The organism is Alcanivorax sp. (assembly GCF_002726155.1).
In the GTDB taxonomy this organism is placed as follows: Bacteria; Pseudomonadota; Gammaproteobacteria; order Pseudomonadales; family Alcanivoracaceae; genus Alcanivorax.
In genome coordinates this window covers 1-14,856 of record NZ_PBSH01000027.1, presented here as the reverse complement: position 1 = coordinate 14,856, position 14,856 = coordinate 1, and the positions used below count along the sequence as shown (strand labels likewise).

12 protein-coding genes are annotated in these 14,856 nt (G+C 54.4%); 4 read left to right on the top strand and 8 right to left on the bottom strand.

The window, feature by feature from the left end:
* From CL546_RS08020 to CL546_RS08010, 3 genes are all read right to left on the bottom strand, one after another.
* Positions 1-468: DUF932 domain-containing protein (locus CL546_RS08020; protein ID WP_290494048.1), on the bottom strand; the 468-nt coding region annotated here is incomplete at its 3' end.
* A gap of 102 nt (positions 469-570) precedes the next feature.
* Positions 571-1,065 (bottom strand): RadC family protein, encoded by a 495-nt coding sequence (gene radC / locus CL546_RS08015; RefSeq protein WP_290494047.1) that lies wholly within the window; start codon positions 1,063-1,065, stop codon positions 571-573.
* Positions 1,066-1,138: 73 nt separating this feature from the next.
* Positions 1,139-1,471 carry a hypothetical protein gene (locus CL546_RS08010; protein ID WP_290494046.1) on the bottom strand — a complete coding sequence of 111 codons (333 nt, stop codon included), beginning with the start codon at positions 1,469-1,471 and terminating at the stop codon, positions 1,139-1,141.
* 255 nt (positions 1,472-1,726) lie between these two features.
* Here CL546_RS08010 and CL546_RS08005 point away from each other — a divergent pair, with 255 nt between their 5' ends.
* The 3 genes from CL546_RS08005 to CL546_RS07995 all read left to right on the top strand — a co-directional run bounded on the left by CL546_RS08005 (position 1,727) and on the right by CL546_RS07995 (position 6,511).
* Positions 1,727-3,223 (top strand): hypothetical protein, encoded by a 1,497-nt coding sequence (locus CL546_RS08005; protein WP_290494045.1) that lies wholly within the window; start codon positions 1,727-1,729, stop codon positions 3,221-3,223.
* Positions 3,224-3,357: 134 nt separating this feature from the next.
* A complete protein-coding gene (locus tag CL546_RS08000; RefSeq protein ID WP_290494044.1) occupies positions 3,358-5,070 on the top strand; it encodes an ATP-dependent nuclease in 1,713 nt (570 codons plus the stop codon).
* Positions 5,063-6,511, top strand: a complete 1,449-nt coding sequence (locus CL546_RS07995) for a UvrD-helicase domain-containing protein (protein ID WP_290494043.1) — start codon at positions 5,063-5,065, stop codon at positions 6,509-6,511. Before CL546_RS08000 ends, CL546_RS07995 begins: the two co-directional genes overlap by 8 nt.
* 29 nt (positions 6,512-6,540) lie before the next feature.
* Here the strand turns inward: CL546_RS07995 and CL546_RS07990 are convergent, their stop codons facing one another.
* From CL546_RS07990 to CL546_RS07970, 5 genes are read right to left on the bottom strand one after another with little or no spacing between them, the layout of a single operon-like run.
* Entirely contained in the window at positions 6,541-7,392 is an 852-nt protein-coding gene (locus CL546_RS07990) for a WYL domain-containing protein (RefSeq protein ID WP_290494042.1), read from the bottom strand.
* Entirely contained in the window at positions 7,389-8,249 is an 861-nt protein-coding gene (locus CL546_RS07985) for a DUF7281 domain-containing protein (RefSeq protein WP_290494041.1), read from the bottom strand. Before CL546_RS07985 ends, CL546_RS07990 begins: the two co-directional genes overlap by 4 nt.
* The gene (locus CL546_RS07980; RefSeq protein ID WP_290494040.1) at positions 8,239-9,561 is read right to left on the bottom strand and encodes a hypothetical protein; all 1,323 of its coding nucleotides are present in this window, start codon (positions 9,559-9,561) and stop codon (positions 8,239-8,241) included. Before CL546_RS07980 ends, CL546_RS07985 begins: the two co-directional genes overlap by 11 nt.
* Positions 9,558-10,187, bottom strand: coding sequence for a hypothetical protein (locus CL546_RS07975; RefSeq protein ID WP_290494039.1), 630 nt, complete (start codon positions 10,185-10,187; stop codon positions 9,558-9,560). The genes CL546_RS07980 and CL546_RS07975 overlap by 4 nt, the downstream gene beginning before the upstream one ends.
* The gene (locus CL546_RS07970; RefSeq protein WP_290494038.1) at positions 10,187-13,855 is read right to left on the bottom strand and encodes an ATP-binding protein; all 3,669 of its coding nucleotides are present in this window, start codon (positions 13,853-13,855) and stop codon (positions 10,187-10,189) included. Before CL546_RS07970 ends, CL546_RS07975 begins: the two co-directional genes overlap by 1 nt.
* Positions 13,856-14,255: 400 nt before the next feature.
* Between CL546_RS07970 and CL546_RS07965 the strand changes: the two genes are divergently transcribed.
* Positions 14,256-14,543, top strand: a complete 288-nt coding sequence (locus CL546_RS07965; RefSeq protein ID WP_290494037.1) for a hypothetical protein — start codon at positions 14,256-14,258, stop codon at positions 14,541-14,543.
* Positions 14,544-14,856: the final 313 nt, after the last annotated feature.

The following is a 14,856-nucleotide window of genomic DNA, read 5'->3' as shown; positions in this document are numbered from 1 at the left end:
GGCAGTGGTAGCCAGAGTGCCGTCACAGGCGGTGGCCAGCAGCACATAGCCGTTGGTCTGGTCATTACCTGCCAAGGAGCCTGTTTGCCCGGTGCGGGCCAGTGCCCACAGCTTGCGTCCCCCTTTAAGGACGCCAGCGGTTTCCAGCTCAAACCCGGATTGCTCGGTGAGATCCCGATAAAACTCCAGGATCTGCCGGGGCTGAACGACCTTGAAGCGGTTACTCACTACCGACAGAGGCGCCTGATTGTCTGAGCGGAACAGCACCTTCTGATCCGGGAAGGACGAGATCTGGCCGAGGGCCCCGGCCTCGCTGCTAATGAAACGAACTGGGGTTTCACGTATCTCCCAGTCCATGCCGGCTTCCTGCATCCAGACATTGAGGGGTTGCTGGGTTGCGAGCTGGTTGCCCAGCCCGTGCCAGGGGGTGCGACCTGCATAGGCCATGCTTTCGACAAGATGTGCCATGGTAAATCTCCAAGAAATAGCAGTGCGCCCGAAGCGGGCGGGTTAACGAATGAGAAGAGGTGTGGAGAGTCAGGGGTAGAGCTAAAGCAGAATAGGAAAGACTCAGAGCCAGCCGCGCTGGGCCAGGCTGACCCATTCGGAGCGGGACACGACGAAGTGATCCAGGACCCGCACATCGATCAGGGCCAGAGCGTCCTTGAGCCGGGTGGTAATGGTGCGATCAGCCTGGGAAGGCTCACAGCACCCGGAGGGGTGGTTGTGGGCAAAGATCACTGCAGCGGCATTACAGGCCAGTGCCTGCTGTACCACCACACGGGGATACACCGCCGCGCCATCAATGGTGCCGTTGAACAGGGGCTCGAAACTGAGCACCTTGTGTTTGTTGTTGAGAAAGATGGCGGCGAAGACCTCGTTCTTCTCCTGGGCCAGAGCCAGCTGTAGGAACTGGGCGACATCGGTGGGAGCCGTGAGTGCCTCCCGGCCGGTCAGCTCATCCAGCAGGATGGTGGCTGCCGTACTGACAATCTCCTCAGGCTTAACGCAGCCCTGTACGTGGTACAGACCCTGCTCGTTCTTTACGAAAGTGGGGATATCCATTCAGGCCTCCAAAGCAGCATAAAGAAGCCCGCACAAGGCGGGCTTCGGAATAGCGGGTAATGGGAAAAGGGGGTTACTCGGGATCGAGGCGGAAACTATGACCGCAGTCCAGGCATTCCAGGTTGTCGAGATAGGTCTCGTCGAGCTTGGCCCCCAGTGCAGCACCAGCTTCACCGCCGGCTACGCCTCCAGCCAGACCGCCAAGCACGGCCCCGGCGATACCGCCGATGGCGGATCCGGCAGGACCAAACGCCAGGCCGACCGTGGCGCCCACACGAGCGCCACTGGTAGCCATGGCAAACCCACTGGCAGCACCGGCAGCCGTGCCAACAGTCCCGCCGACCTTGCGGCCATTTTGCAGGGCGATGACCCGGATAGAGCGGCAGGACGGACATTGAATGATCATGAAACCTCCATGAGATGGGGTCAGGAAGGCCATTCCTTCCTGGCTTCATGGTGGTGATATGTGTCTTAAATTATTTGGAATAAGGGGGAGGATATTGACAGTACGACAGCGTCACTGTGACATAGTGTTGATAATCTGCATGTTGTGTTGATTTAAGTAATTGAATATAAATGCTTTTTTTGTGATGCGAAAAAATGGCGCCATGCATACGTAGTAAGATATTATAAATAGCGCTCTGTGACATAAGGGGGAGGCATGCTTGTTCAAGCGTTGAAAACTTTGGGGCCGTGTTTAAGTACTGATCTAGCTGCATACCTTGTTGATAATCATGGATTGAGCCCAGCTGCAGCAAGGCAGCGGATAAGCCGGGCTCCACCTGGAGTGAAGCGCCTTGGGCATTTGCCATTCCCTAGGCGGGCTCGTTTTATTTATCTGGAAGATAGTTTCGCGTCTTTCTTGTATTGGGAGAATCTTTATAAAGCCATACATGATCTTGGGGGGCCTTACTCGCGTGCGTTGAATGCTGTCTTGGCTAGAGGTGTTGTACCAGTTGAGCACTTTAGAGGAGCTTGTGGTTCTCCGATTTCCCAGAAAAAGCAAATTTCTGCAGATGCAGCATTGGAGCGACTTATTAAAGCAAATGTGCTTGTCAAGGCTAGTGTCGGGGGGTTGGGGGAATGCGTCATGACCAAGCAAATGAGCGAGTTGATCTTTAGAGGGGTTAATCAAACAGTTAATGAGACGCGTAGCCGTCTAATAGCTGAAGAAATATTGCTTGAATATATTAAAGATTGGTCAAGGCGCTTGGGCATGGTTAGCTATGGAAGTGTTAAGACTCGGGAATCTAAAGGTAAGGAGCTACCTAGAGTAGGCACGTTTGCTTGGGACTTCACTGCTCCAAGCTATATTTCGGGTCTGTCTGATTGGGCGAACGGGGCAATTAAGCCAGGTTTCTTTGTATGTGATTTGCTTCTTAAAGATCAGGTTTCTCAGCAAGATATTGAGCCATTTGTTAATAAAATAAAGACCCTGAAGGCTTTGAGAAAAATTGGGAGGCAGTTTCCGGTGTTTGTTGCCGGTAGCTACCAGTTAGACGCTTTCAAATTGCTGCGCGAAAATGGTGTTATTCCTGCTACAGTAGAAAATTTATTTGGCAAAGAAACTGCTGAATCTTTCAAGGAATTAATGAAGGTTTTGATGAAGGCAGCGGAGGGGGTTTTGAATCCGGAGAAGCTGGATGAGCTTATTGGTCGGCTCGGGAAAGTTGAGGGTGCTGTCAGGAATATGCGGGGGGCTTTGTTTGAGTTTCTGGTGGCTGAAGTAATTAGGAAGGAATCTCCAGCGGAAGTGGAGGTTAGTAAAATACTAAAAGCTAAATCTGGAAGTGCTGAAGTTGATGTTTGGGAGTTAAAATCCGGGGTTGTTGCTAGAGCGATTGAGTGTAAGGGTATTAACCCGAGTGGGTATGTGGATGAAAAGGAAATTGATGTTTGGCTGCGAAAGAGAATTATTCGAGTGAGGGAATATCTGGATAGTATTGGATGGAATGGGCCAAAGCCTAGGTTTGAGCTTTGGACTAGTGGCCGATTGACAGATGACTCTCTAGAAAGAATTAAAAATACTCGTGAAGCGAATAAGAATAAATTTGAAATAGTCGCTTTTGACTCAATGTCTGTGTTTGGAAAGATAAGAAAATATAATGATAAGTCGTTGATGGCTGTTTATGCGAATAATTATTGTGACGCTTGGTAGTTTGTGGGCTGGGTCTTGCTTAAGGGTTGATGTTGTCTTTTATGAGGCTGTCCTGTGTGGTGTGCGGGATCTTAAGGTGCTTGCTGGAAGTTGCTCATATGGGGTGTTTGCCAGGAATTATGTAGAGGAAAGAGATGCAGATAAGGAATATTTCGATAAGAAACTTTCGAGGGATTAGGGAGCTAAATTGGGCTGTTCCTGATGCGAGATTAATATGTTTGATTGGTAGAGGGGATTCTACAAAATCAACGATTATTGAGTCGTTGCGTAGGGCTTTCTTCCCGCAATGGAATATCTCGTTTGATGATGCTGATTTCTATTGTGGAAATCCTGAAAATCCGATCAATATTGAAGTTGTATTGGGTGGTTTGACAGACTCGTTTCGTGACTTAGAAAAGTATGGCCATATGTTGACCGGCTGGAATGAAGTGACGCAAACACTTGCGCCTGAGCCAGGTGAAGGTTTGGAAGATGCTTTGCGTATTCGTCTAATAGTGTCGGATGATTTAGAGCCGTCTTGGAGTGTCATCAAGAGAGATGAGGATGATGGTATACCGTTTAAAGCGTCCGATCGGGCCAAGGTGGCAGTTAGTTTGATTGGTGCTATGTCGGATCGGCATCTTACATGGTCCCGAGGATCAATTCTTAATCAGCTTACCGAATCACAGGGCATCACATCATCGTTGGCAGGCGCGGCACGTGCTGCGAAGGCTGCGCTAAACGCCAGGCGGGCACAAGATCTTGCAAGTTTTGATACTGTTGCAGCCACTGCGGAAGCTGCCTCTCGTGCACTAGGCGTGAAGGTGGCCGACACCTACAGATCCCACTTGGATGCTGATGCGATAAATGTTCGGATGGCTGGATTGGCTTTACATGATGGGAATATACCTCTCCGCCAACTGGGTTTGGGCTCAAAGCGAATGCTAACAATTGGTCTTCAGAAAAAGACAATAAATTCAAAGCATATAACTCTTTTTGACGAGGTCGAACTCGGTTTAGAGCCCCACAGAATTGCCCGATTACTACAGCACCTGAAGGAAGATAAAGCGGGGCAGTATTTTTTGACCACCCACTCGCCTGTGGTGTTGCGTGAGCTAACCGTCGATGACCTTCATGTCGTTCATTATCAGGATGGTGTAGTAAATGTAATTGCAGCTAATCGTCCTGCTATATCCGATTTCGTTCAAGGAAAAATTCGTTCCGGAGCTGAAGCATTTTTGGCACCTAAAATTGTGATTTGCGAAGGGGCAACTGAGGTTGGTTTTCTGCGTGGCCTGGATGAGTACTGGACTTCAAATAAGGAAAGAGAGTCCTTTGCCTACAGAGGTATAGCGATGTTTGATGCAAACGGTGCGGGCAATATTTCTGAGATTGCCAAGAGCATTTTTTTGTTGGGGTACGATGTCGCTGTACTTGCGGATTCAGATGCACCTGATCAATTTTCTGATGAAGACGCGGATGAGCTGAGAGCTAAAGGTATTGAAGTAATCAAATGGGGCGGCGGGTTATCTATAGAGGAGCGATTGTTTGCTGATCTCCCTTGGGGGGCAGTAGAGAAATCTTTTTCTCTCGCTTGCGCTATTTCGAATAACACTGACCGCATACTTGATCAGATACAGAGTCAGTATGGACAAGGTTTTGATCGCAATTTTGAAGCGTGGATTGATGGTGAGAGGTTGCGCACATCGCTAGGAAAGGCGGCGAAAATAAGCGACTGGTTCAAGAGACAAAGTTGGGGGCGGGACTGGGCGCTAGCTGTTTCCGGCTATATCGATGGTGATGATATACAGGATAGTGATTTAGTACGGAAACTCATAACAATGCGGAGCTGGGTCGATAGTGTCTGATTTGCCATATTTTCTTGCTGAATATAAGGGAGAGGGTGGTTATGTGGTCGCTCCCGCAGGATATGGGAAAACCCATTTGATTGCTGAGTCAACGGCTCTTTGCAGTGGAAGGCAGCTAATTTTGACCCACACCTATGCAGGTGTGCATGCTTTGCGCCGAAAAATGCGTGTTTTAGGAGTCTGTGAACGATTATATCGCATCGACACTATTGCAAGTTGGGCGCTTAGGCTCTCACTTGCCTATCCAGAAGCTTCGGGGTGGTCTGATGAGCGTCCTGCAGATAGCGAGTGTTGGAACTCCTTGTATATCGCTTGCGCTAACCTCCTAGATCATGAGTTTGTCCGTAGGATTATCCGTGCCTCCTATAATGGTCTTTACGTTGATGAGTATCAGGATTGCTCGATTCATCAGCATGCGATCGTTGTCAAGCTGGCAAAAAATTTGCCATGCAGGATCCTTGGAGATCCCTTGCAAAGTATATTCGATTTTGATGGCCAGAATCCCGTGGATTGGAGAAGTGAAGTCCAGGGTGGCTTTGAATGTCTTGGAGAGCTTAAAGATCCTCATCGCTGGATTCAGGCTGGCGCCAGCGACCTTGGTTTGTGGCTAAAAAGTGTTCGCGATTGTTTGGAGCAGGACAAGCCAATCGATCTAAATGTGGGATTGCCTAAAGAGGTGCGAATTTTATCTTCCGATAGTAATCCCCGTGCTCTTGTTCAGGCGCAGAGCAATGTATGCCGTTATTTTGAGTGCGGAAGCAATCAAAAAATAATTGCCATTCATAAAGGCGATCAACAATATAAGGCCAAGTGCCACAGTTTATCAAGAAGTCTAGCGGGAAGATTTTCATCGATCGAAGAGGTTGAAGGTAAAGATCTTTTTTTATTTATTAGGAAACTAGAGGATGCGTCTAATAACACAGCTAGGTTAAAGGAAGTTATTGAATTTTCTAAGCGATGTATGACCGGTGTGACCAAGAATTTGCCGGCAGGAACATCTCGTGGAGAACATGTTGATATTCGGACGAAAACTCGGAACCCAGAAGTTGCTCGGGAAGCTAATGTTTACCTTTTGACTTCGGAGGTCTCCGCTCTAAGGGGCTTTCTTTTAGCCCTGAAAGAGACGGAAGGTGTAAATGTTTTTCGTGGTGATTTATTTTTCAGGGCTATTGAGACTTTGAATAAATCTATATTGAATCCAGGCCTCTCTTTGAAGGCGGCGGCAGAAAGATTTCATGTTGAGTTTAGGCATAAAGGCCGGCCGATCGGGCGGAGTCGATTGATCGGAACGACGCTATTGGTTAAAGGGCTTGAGTTTGATCATGCAATTGTTCTCGATGCGGCATCGCTTTCCAAAAAGGAATTATATGTCGCGCTTACCCGAGGGTCTCGCACTCTAACAATCGTTTCTACAACAACAGTACTGAGTCCGCGAACATAAACAGCCTTTGTGCCTAGGGGGGGCACCATTCAACAAAACGCTTCCTTCGTATCAGCTGCTTCAAAAAGTAGAGGTCGTATATCTTCGGGATTGGCTACCACTACAGGGTGGGTGCGACCCGAGCAGACAGCCTGATCGTCCACTAACTGCGTATTCAATGACTGCAGGACGTAGTGACACATGGATTGCCGAGGTCGTATGACCAACACCCCGTTCGTCATGCCGTATTCGGCTTCTACCATGGTCTTCTCTTCAGATGAAAGCTTGGGGTTGGCGATAAGCTCAATTGTTACCCTGGTATTCCAGTAGAGGTCTTTATCTCCGCTGACGTAGGCGACTCCTCGTACGGTATCCAGTGCAATTATACGATTTAGATTGAAGTCCCGGTAAGACTGAGTGCGCTTGTCGAAGGCGCGGGCATGCCAGCGCAGGCCGGAAAAGGCGATAGCATGTGGGTGAATCCGACGTTCAATTCCCGCCGGGTGATTCCAGGAGCGGTAGGTAATGTCGACCGGGACCCTATTCAGGATCGCCGCCACAACATCCTGAATGACTGGCTCGCGAACGGGAATGGGGCTTGCGGTGGCAAAGTCGAAAATGCCTTCGTGACGCTTGTGCCGTGCGCACAAAGCCACATACTCGTCCAGGCTGCCGTCGCTGAAGTGGCAACGAAACGAGCGGCTGGCGCGGTACTGCCGTCGGGAGGCGTCATATTCGATTCCCCCGAAGCGGACCCGGTAGTCGCGGAAGTCCCTGCCCGCATTGGTGCGATCCAGACTGAATAACTCTCCTAAGGTGGTGGCATTGCACCCGCCTTCCCAGCGAATCAGGAGCTCCAGGGCTTGATGGCGGGTCTCGCGCCGGTAGTCGTGATGGCTCATTGCAGACGCTCCACGGGCACCAGCTCCAGAGTATTGCCGGCTGCCAGCAATCGTTCCTGGGTGAATCCTGCCTTTCGTTCTCTCAGGAAGTCCACCCGCTGAGCCAGAACGGAACCTGGTGTCACGGTGTTTTGGACCCGGGCCCATTGGTCTTGTTGACGGTCAAAATCAGCTTCGCTGCCGGGGAAATTTGCTAGCTCATCAATGTCGGGTAGGAGAACCTTCTCCGCCCCCAAGTCCAGGGCTATCGCCAGACCGGCCGGATCGAAGTCAGGGTAGGCATAAAGACGAAGTCGGTGTTGCTGGGCCATAGCCTTGGCCCAGCTTTGGCCGCTGGCATGCTGCGTGTCGCCGCGGTACACCGCGAGCCACCGGTGTGGCTCCACCGCCAGCAGTTGGTTCCGGAATAGGTGGAACGCCCGGCTGTTCTCGATCACCACCAGTGCTCCTGCTTCAAGCGAGCGGATTGAATCGCCAGAGAGTGACAGGCAAGCATTCTCCACGGGCAATACCGGTAGCTCATGGCCGTTTACCCGCACGCCCGGGCTCAGGGCTTGTACCAGCACCCGTTTGTCATGGGTTGATCGGCTGGCATGCTTTTCATGGAGGCTGTGAGCGGCTACCTCTTCCCGGTGCCCGGTGCCATAGTATTCCGGTGGTGTATCCCAAGGCACCCCTTCGCGTTTCAACCACGTCTGCAGCATGTCCCGCTCTGCCGGCGTGATCACATACTCCCGACCCACTACCCGACCGTATCCCTTATTCGCCAGTACCTCATGGGACCGGTTAGCCTTGTGCTCACGTTTGGCCGACTGGGCCACAGTCAGAGCTGCCTGAATCACTCGTTTAGTCGGCATGGGGGGCTGTCCTTTCGTAGTGCACGGCCTGGGGCAGTTTTTCCTCAGGCAGAGCGTCGGCGTAGACGATCAGGTCGTGGAAGCGTTCGGTACCGGACAGCGGGTGGTCGGCCCGGGTGATGAGCTGGCGCTTGATCTTCTCGCCTAGCAATGCGCCCTCCGCGGTGGAGGCTCCATCTTCAATGTGGGTGTTAAGCGCGTAAAGGAACGTGGCCACTGCCCAGCCGGGCAGGGCAGGGTCGTCTTGCGCGGATTCCCAGTATTCTCGGGCGCTTACGGGCGCCCCGGACGCCAGAGCCTCGGTAATCAGGGTATCGAAGTGCCGCAGACCTTCTGGTGGCGACACCGCCTTGCAGGCTACATCCTCGCCCTGGAACGTGGAAGCTGGGCGGACCTGCGCCTGTGATGGCATGTTGAGCTTGGCGGCCAACTCGGCCACATCCTCGGCATAGAGGGTCGTGTTCGCATTAGGCCCGAGGTCGGGCGCCGCCGCGAGTTGTATTGGGGGAATCCGGTTTACGCCAGGGTGCTTGCCGGCCCTGGCGGCCGCTTTAAAGGGGAAGAACCCGGGATCCGCCTGGAACTTGGCCACCACCGCCCGAATTTTCATGGCGCGCTCCTCTCGCTGCCGATCCTTATGAAGCCATGCCGTGATCTCGGAGTTGGCCACATTGATCCGTTCGATAACGGGGATGGTGCGAACCCGCAAATCCACCACCCGGCCCGCAAACCAAGAATCACTGTCGAACGGCGCATCGCGCAGCTGCTCCGTCACTAGGTGGTACTCCTCGGTGAGCTTGGAGAGTCTCTGGTGGTAGAACTCGTTCATGCGACGGCGCGGGGCCGTCTCCGTTTGAGTGCCGATGTTGTCATGCACCTGGCGTTCAGCCTTGCGTGAGCCGTCATCGAGCTGGTCATAAATGCCGTCCAGACACTCCTGCATGCCAGTCTCAGCCATCTCAATCTGGTCCAGGTCGCTGCTCAGTCGGGCCTCCAGAAGCGATTCAAGCAGGGTGGCGGCCAACTCCACATGGCCGCGCAAATCGGTATTGATCAGGCCAATCCGGTGGGGGCGCAACGCGTTATCGAAGGCTTTGCGCATGTCCGGGCTCAGGGTCACAGCATCGCGTGCGCTGTTGAGTCGCAGAATCTGCCCCTTGATGAGCCGATCCGCGCGCCGGGCATCTCCGTCTGCCAGCGGTACTTCACGCTTCTCGTAGGCTTGGACGACCAGCTCTCGGGCCTTGTCCAGCTGGCGAAGCAGGGCGCCCAGAGGATGCTGATTGAGCGGTTTGTCCTTATCGGCGCTCACAACAGGTACTTCTGACTATCGGCACCATGCCCAGGGAGCGGGAGCTCTTCGTTTTCCTGGATGAACACGATGATGTCCTGAATCAGTTCCACACGACCGGTGAAGGAATACACCTCTCCGTCCTGGCGGGCCGGCACCAGCAGTCCTTCATCCTTCATGGTCTTGATCAGCGCATCTACCTGCTGCCGAGTCCCTGACTGCGGCTTGGATGTCTTCAGCTTCCCTAGCTGGTCGCGCAGGCTAGGGCTCACCTCGGCCGCAGCAACCACCTGGTTGGGGCGGATCACTTGCCCTGGGGCCAGCGCCGCGTCCGCGTCGGTCGCCTCCATCAGCAGATTGATGACATTCAGGTGCTCGCGCAGCGACACCATGATCTCCCGGAAAAGCCGGGTGGTATCGGCGCGTGCGGGCTCGTCCACACGGGTGTGCACCAGGTAATACCCCGCCCCACCGGACGTCTCAGCAAGTTCGTAGCCAAGGGCACGTACCCACTCATCGACCCGACTGCGCACTTCGCTATCTTGCAGGAGCCGGGCCTGCTCGGGGGTGGACCAAGGGCAGAGCACCTCCCCCTGCAGGAGCCGTTTCAAGGTATCGGTGTAGACTGGCGAGGGCAGATTACTCATTAGGAGGGCTCCCTGTGTTCGGTGGGCGGGCCAGGCGGCATAGGTGCCACGCGCTGCCCGGGCCATTGCATCTGGATGAGGCGACGCCGGCCGTTATTGATCTCCAGCTCGTAGGCCTCATGGAAATACGCAAGATCGGCCGGGCGGAGGTCCGGCGTCGCCGTGAGCAGGGCTATATCATGCTCCGCTAGCATCTTGAACAGCACCCGACGGTTAGTGGCATCAATAGTTCCGAGCTCGTCCAGCGGCCAGAGCATCGTGACTGTGTGCTTGCCGCGGACCAGATCCACGAAGCCTTGGAACAGCAGGATCAGCACGATGGCCGACAAACCGTTGGAGGAAATATCCTCCAGCTGGCCGGCGTTCACCGCTGTCATGGGCCGGCCCTCAATCTCCAAGTGGAACTTGAAGCGGATGAGGGAGGAGAAGTCCTCCTGCTGGCCGCGCTTGTCCCGAATGGTTTGGCTGTAGGCCTCGATGGCTTGCACCAGCGCGCGGTCTGGTAACTGCTGTCGACTGGATTTGGCCCAGGTGCGGTACAGCTCTGCCAGCCGCGTCAGGTCTTTCCAGAAATCGAGCTCGGACAGGTCGAGGGTGATCTTGGGCTCTACCCGGTCGATGAGATCGAAGTGTAGGTCCTGCTCCAGGTGGGCCACCAGATCCCGGTTGAACTTGCGCACCCCATTCTCAAATGCCTCGAGGCCCAAGCGATAGCTATCCAGTGTGCTGAGGTAATTGAACGCCACCAGCAGCTGGTCCTGGGCGAGCTTGTGGCTGCCGCCTTCGAAGTATTCCTTAACGGCTTTCGCCTTGCTGACCACCGCAATGTCAGTGCCGGCCCAGTCTGCTTGGCGCTGCAGCCAGTAGTCGTGGCTGGGGCTACCGGGATAACGCTGAAAGGCGTCCACAAAGACATCCACTATGCGGCCAAGACGATCCAGGTCTTCCTGAGCTAGCCTGTGCTGCTCTAGGTATTCCCGGATCAGGTGCTCGGCGGAGAGGGTGCAGTAGTACTCCAGATCCTCCTCCGGGGCGGTCAGGCCCACATTGCTGGTGGCCTCCCGAAGGGCCGCGCTGGTCTGTAGGATTTGCCGTGCCGTTCGTTTGTTTTGGAGTTCGCCGCGCTGGGCCGCTAGTGCCTGTTCGGTCTGGCGCTTTTCGTTCGTCCAGGCGGCCTGCAGGGCCTCAATCTGATCATCAAACTCGTCACGCTGGGCCCGCAGTCCCTCGGCGCGTTGTGTTGCCACGGCACAGTCCGGCCAGTCATTTTCCAGAAATGCCTGGTAGGTCTCCACCTGAACTCGGTAACTCTCAAGCTGCTTGCAACGGGCATTGAGCTCGTGGATCTCGTTCTCCAGCCTCGCGATGTCGTCAGGATTAACTCCGCTTTCCGCAATGGCGGACTCCAACTGGGCTGTCAATCGAGCCATGGTGGTCTCATGGTCGGTCTGGCGCTGACTCTTGGCCTCGGAGAGGGCCGCCAGTGCTCGCGCATGCTCGTTGGCGGCTGCCGTCAGCGAGGCCTCATGAGCCGCAGCAAGTTCTTCGCGGGCTGCTGCCTGCTCTTCGAGCAACGTTGCATGTTCGTCCTCAAGCTCGCCGAGCCAGGCTTTGGCTGCCTCCAGATCCGTTTCAAGACGATCCCGCGCCTGGCGCTCGGCGTCCCGGTGAGTGGCCTTCGCAGCATCACGAGAATCTGCTGCCTCTCGGCGCTTGCGTCGGGCAATGTCCACGGCGCTTTGTGCGGTACTGCTGGCTTTGTTTGCGGCCTCCCGGCGCGCAGCGGCCTGGTCCAGTTCTTTCTCCGTTTGGACGAGGCGGCGCTCGGCGGCTTCGTGCTGACGATGAGCCTCATCATAGGCAGCCTGCAGCGCTTCAGGCGCTTGAGGCGCCGGCAAGGACTTAACGTCCAGTCGTACACCAGCAAAAACCGACGGTTCCGCCCCGGGCACCAGCGCCGGAAAGAGGTCGCTTTGCCGGAGCAGCGCTGGGTTGATCACCCGGCCCAGAGTGTCTTGCCAGTCGGGTAATGACTCGTTGAGAAACTGCATTAGGGACCCGGGTCCGCCGGCTAGAAATTGCTCAGTATGCGCGAGTTCTTCCTCAGCCTTGTCGGCCTCGTACCTGTCCTTGTCATACTGGTTGTTGACCCGGTCAAAGTGCGCCTGGGCTTGGTTCTTTTCCTCCAGGGCTGCCTGATGGACATCAAACGCTTGTTGTGCCTCCTCATCCCTCGAAAGATATAGCGCCTGGGCTGCTTCAAGCTGGCGGACCACTCCGGGGGCTACCCGGGGGTGTTTGAGCTCGGTCTGAAGCCGAATTTTGTCCTCCCGGGCCTGCTGGCGCCGGTCCTCAACATGTTGTCGGCCAGCCTGCTGGCGGTCGTCGAGTGCCTGGCGGGCTTTACGGTAATCGCCATCCAGCCGCTCTCGCGCGGAGGCCCGGCACCGCTCGGTCTCAGCCACTGCCTTCTGATACTGGCTTTCAGCCTGCTGGGCGCGAGATTTCTCATCGGATATCGCTGCCTGAATTGGTCCTTCCACGTCGGCCAGATCTGCCTTCAACCTCTTGTGCTCGTCCCGGCGCGCATCCAACGTGGCCAGCTTGTCGGGGAGGGTGGCGATATCACGTGCTTTTCCGGGCAGGTCATCTGCGTCGAACCTTTGTTTCCTGGCCCTAAGTTGACTCTCGATGGCCTCTTGGTCGTTAAGCTGCGCAACCACGGCGCCACGTTGACTGCTGGCCTCGGACACCTGGGCATCAACCGCGTGTCCTCGGGCTTTTAGAGCCTTCTCTTCCTCTGAGAGCTCCACGGCGAGCCCATTGATTTCCCTGTGCAACCGATCATCAAGCGCCTTGGCGGCGAGGGCGGTGGCGCTGCGCTTGCCCTGGTGCAGCTTGAGTTCGCCGAGGGACCGGGTCAGTTCGGGAAGGCGAGCGTGGAGGCCGTTCAAGGCAGAAAACGCGTCAAAGTGCTCTACCAGCTCGGAGAGCTGCCGGCGGTTGGGCTCAAAGCTCGTTAGGTTGTGTTGGGCCTGAGGGCTTAGGTTGTTGCGTGCATAATCTTGGATGATCTGGGCAAAGTGTTCGAAGGATACGTTGCGCTGGAACATGTGGGTAACCAAGGGGACAACGGCTCCCATGCGCGCATTGCGCGAAACCAGGCTGTAGCGCAGCTGTTCCCGGTGGGTGCCGTCAAGGAGGATCGCCCGGTACTCGTCATTACTCTTGCACACGTAATGGGCCAGGCCGCGCTCCTTCAGGCGCGGGAGAAGCTCGGAGGATGGCAGGAATTTCTGAGCCTGCACATTCAGGAAGAGTGATTCATCGTAGCCGCCGTCCACCAGGACCTGCTGGTAGGTGTCGGGCCCGGAGCTGGCACGAAAGATGGCCATCTTCCGGTCGTCGTCGGCCCCCACGTATTCGAATACCAGGCAAGAGGCCTCACGTGGCATGTACCAGCTGGCGAAGCTCTTGCGGCCGCTGGACGTCTTGGTGATGAGGTGCCGGGGATGTTCCCCGTAGAAGATCGGCACTAGCCGCAGCAGTGAGGTCTTGCCGGCTCCGTTTCGCCCGTTGATGCTGGTGTGTCCAGAGACCGCCACCTCCGTGGCTCGGCCAGGCATGTAGCTGTCGATCAGGATGATGCGGGAAAGACCCCGGTCCATGATTTGCCTCAGTATGATGTGATTTACATTATAAATATTTATACATGATGCATTTTACATCATGTTTGGCAGGATTAATCAAGGACCAAGCATCGATTTTTATGCAGGTCATCTTTGGGCGGCCCGGCCAGCAGTGTTCGTGAAATGGGCCTGTCCAGGTAAAAAATCTGGGACTTATGTTTCTAGCAAAGTCTTGTATTGGTGTGGAATTGGGGTAGGCGCGAATTCTGGGGCTCAGCCGAGAGTGTTCTTGAGCTGGGGTGGGGGATGCTGCTGATCGAGAAGGGCAGCCTTGGGTTCAGAGGGAAGGGGTTCTCGGATTGGATGCTAAAGCCCGGCATGGATGCACCTGAAAGTGTCCACGGAAGCGCTAAAACATCATGATGATCTTGGATTTAGAATGAGGAAAATTGCCAAATTTGAAGTTGCTGAAGAGCAACTATTTGATTGTTTAAACCTATTTGTAGAGGGTCGTTACTATTCCGCATCAACATTGGCGGGAGCGGCAGAAGAAATATTTAGTAAACTATTAAACTCAAGGGGTGAGCAAAGCCAGTTAGATGAAGCTCACGAATTTGAGAGCATGATAAGAACAAGTGTCGGGCAGAATGTGCGTTCGAAGTCGAGCACAGGGGGGCGTTCTATACAAACTGAGAAACAGTTTGAAGCATATAGATATAAAAAGTAGGGATGATTTTGTAGTCAGGTTTAGACTCAATCCTGATGTGGAGGCTCAAATGCTAAGAGTCGTATTTAGCTATGAACGGCTTAAGAAAGGCCGTTCTATGCCTCGCCACATTGGGGAGGCTATATTTCGGTTTAGAAAAGAGCTTAGAAAGAACAAGTGATTTAGTTAGGTTGTGGCTGAGGTGGGTTGATGTCTGGGCTTTTTTCAATTCGGGGTGTAGTGGTCAAGTGTTTTAGGCCACCGTCTTTTGAGCTTTCCAGTAGGCCTGTTCTGCCACATTCGGCGGCAATCCGCCGTTGTGTTTATGAGGCCG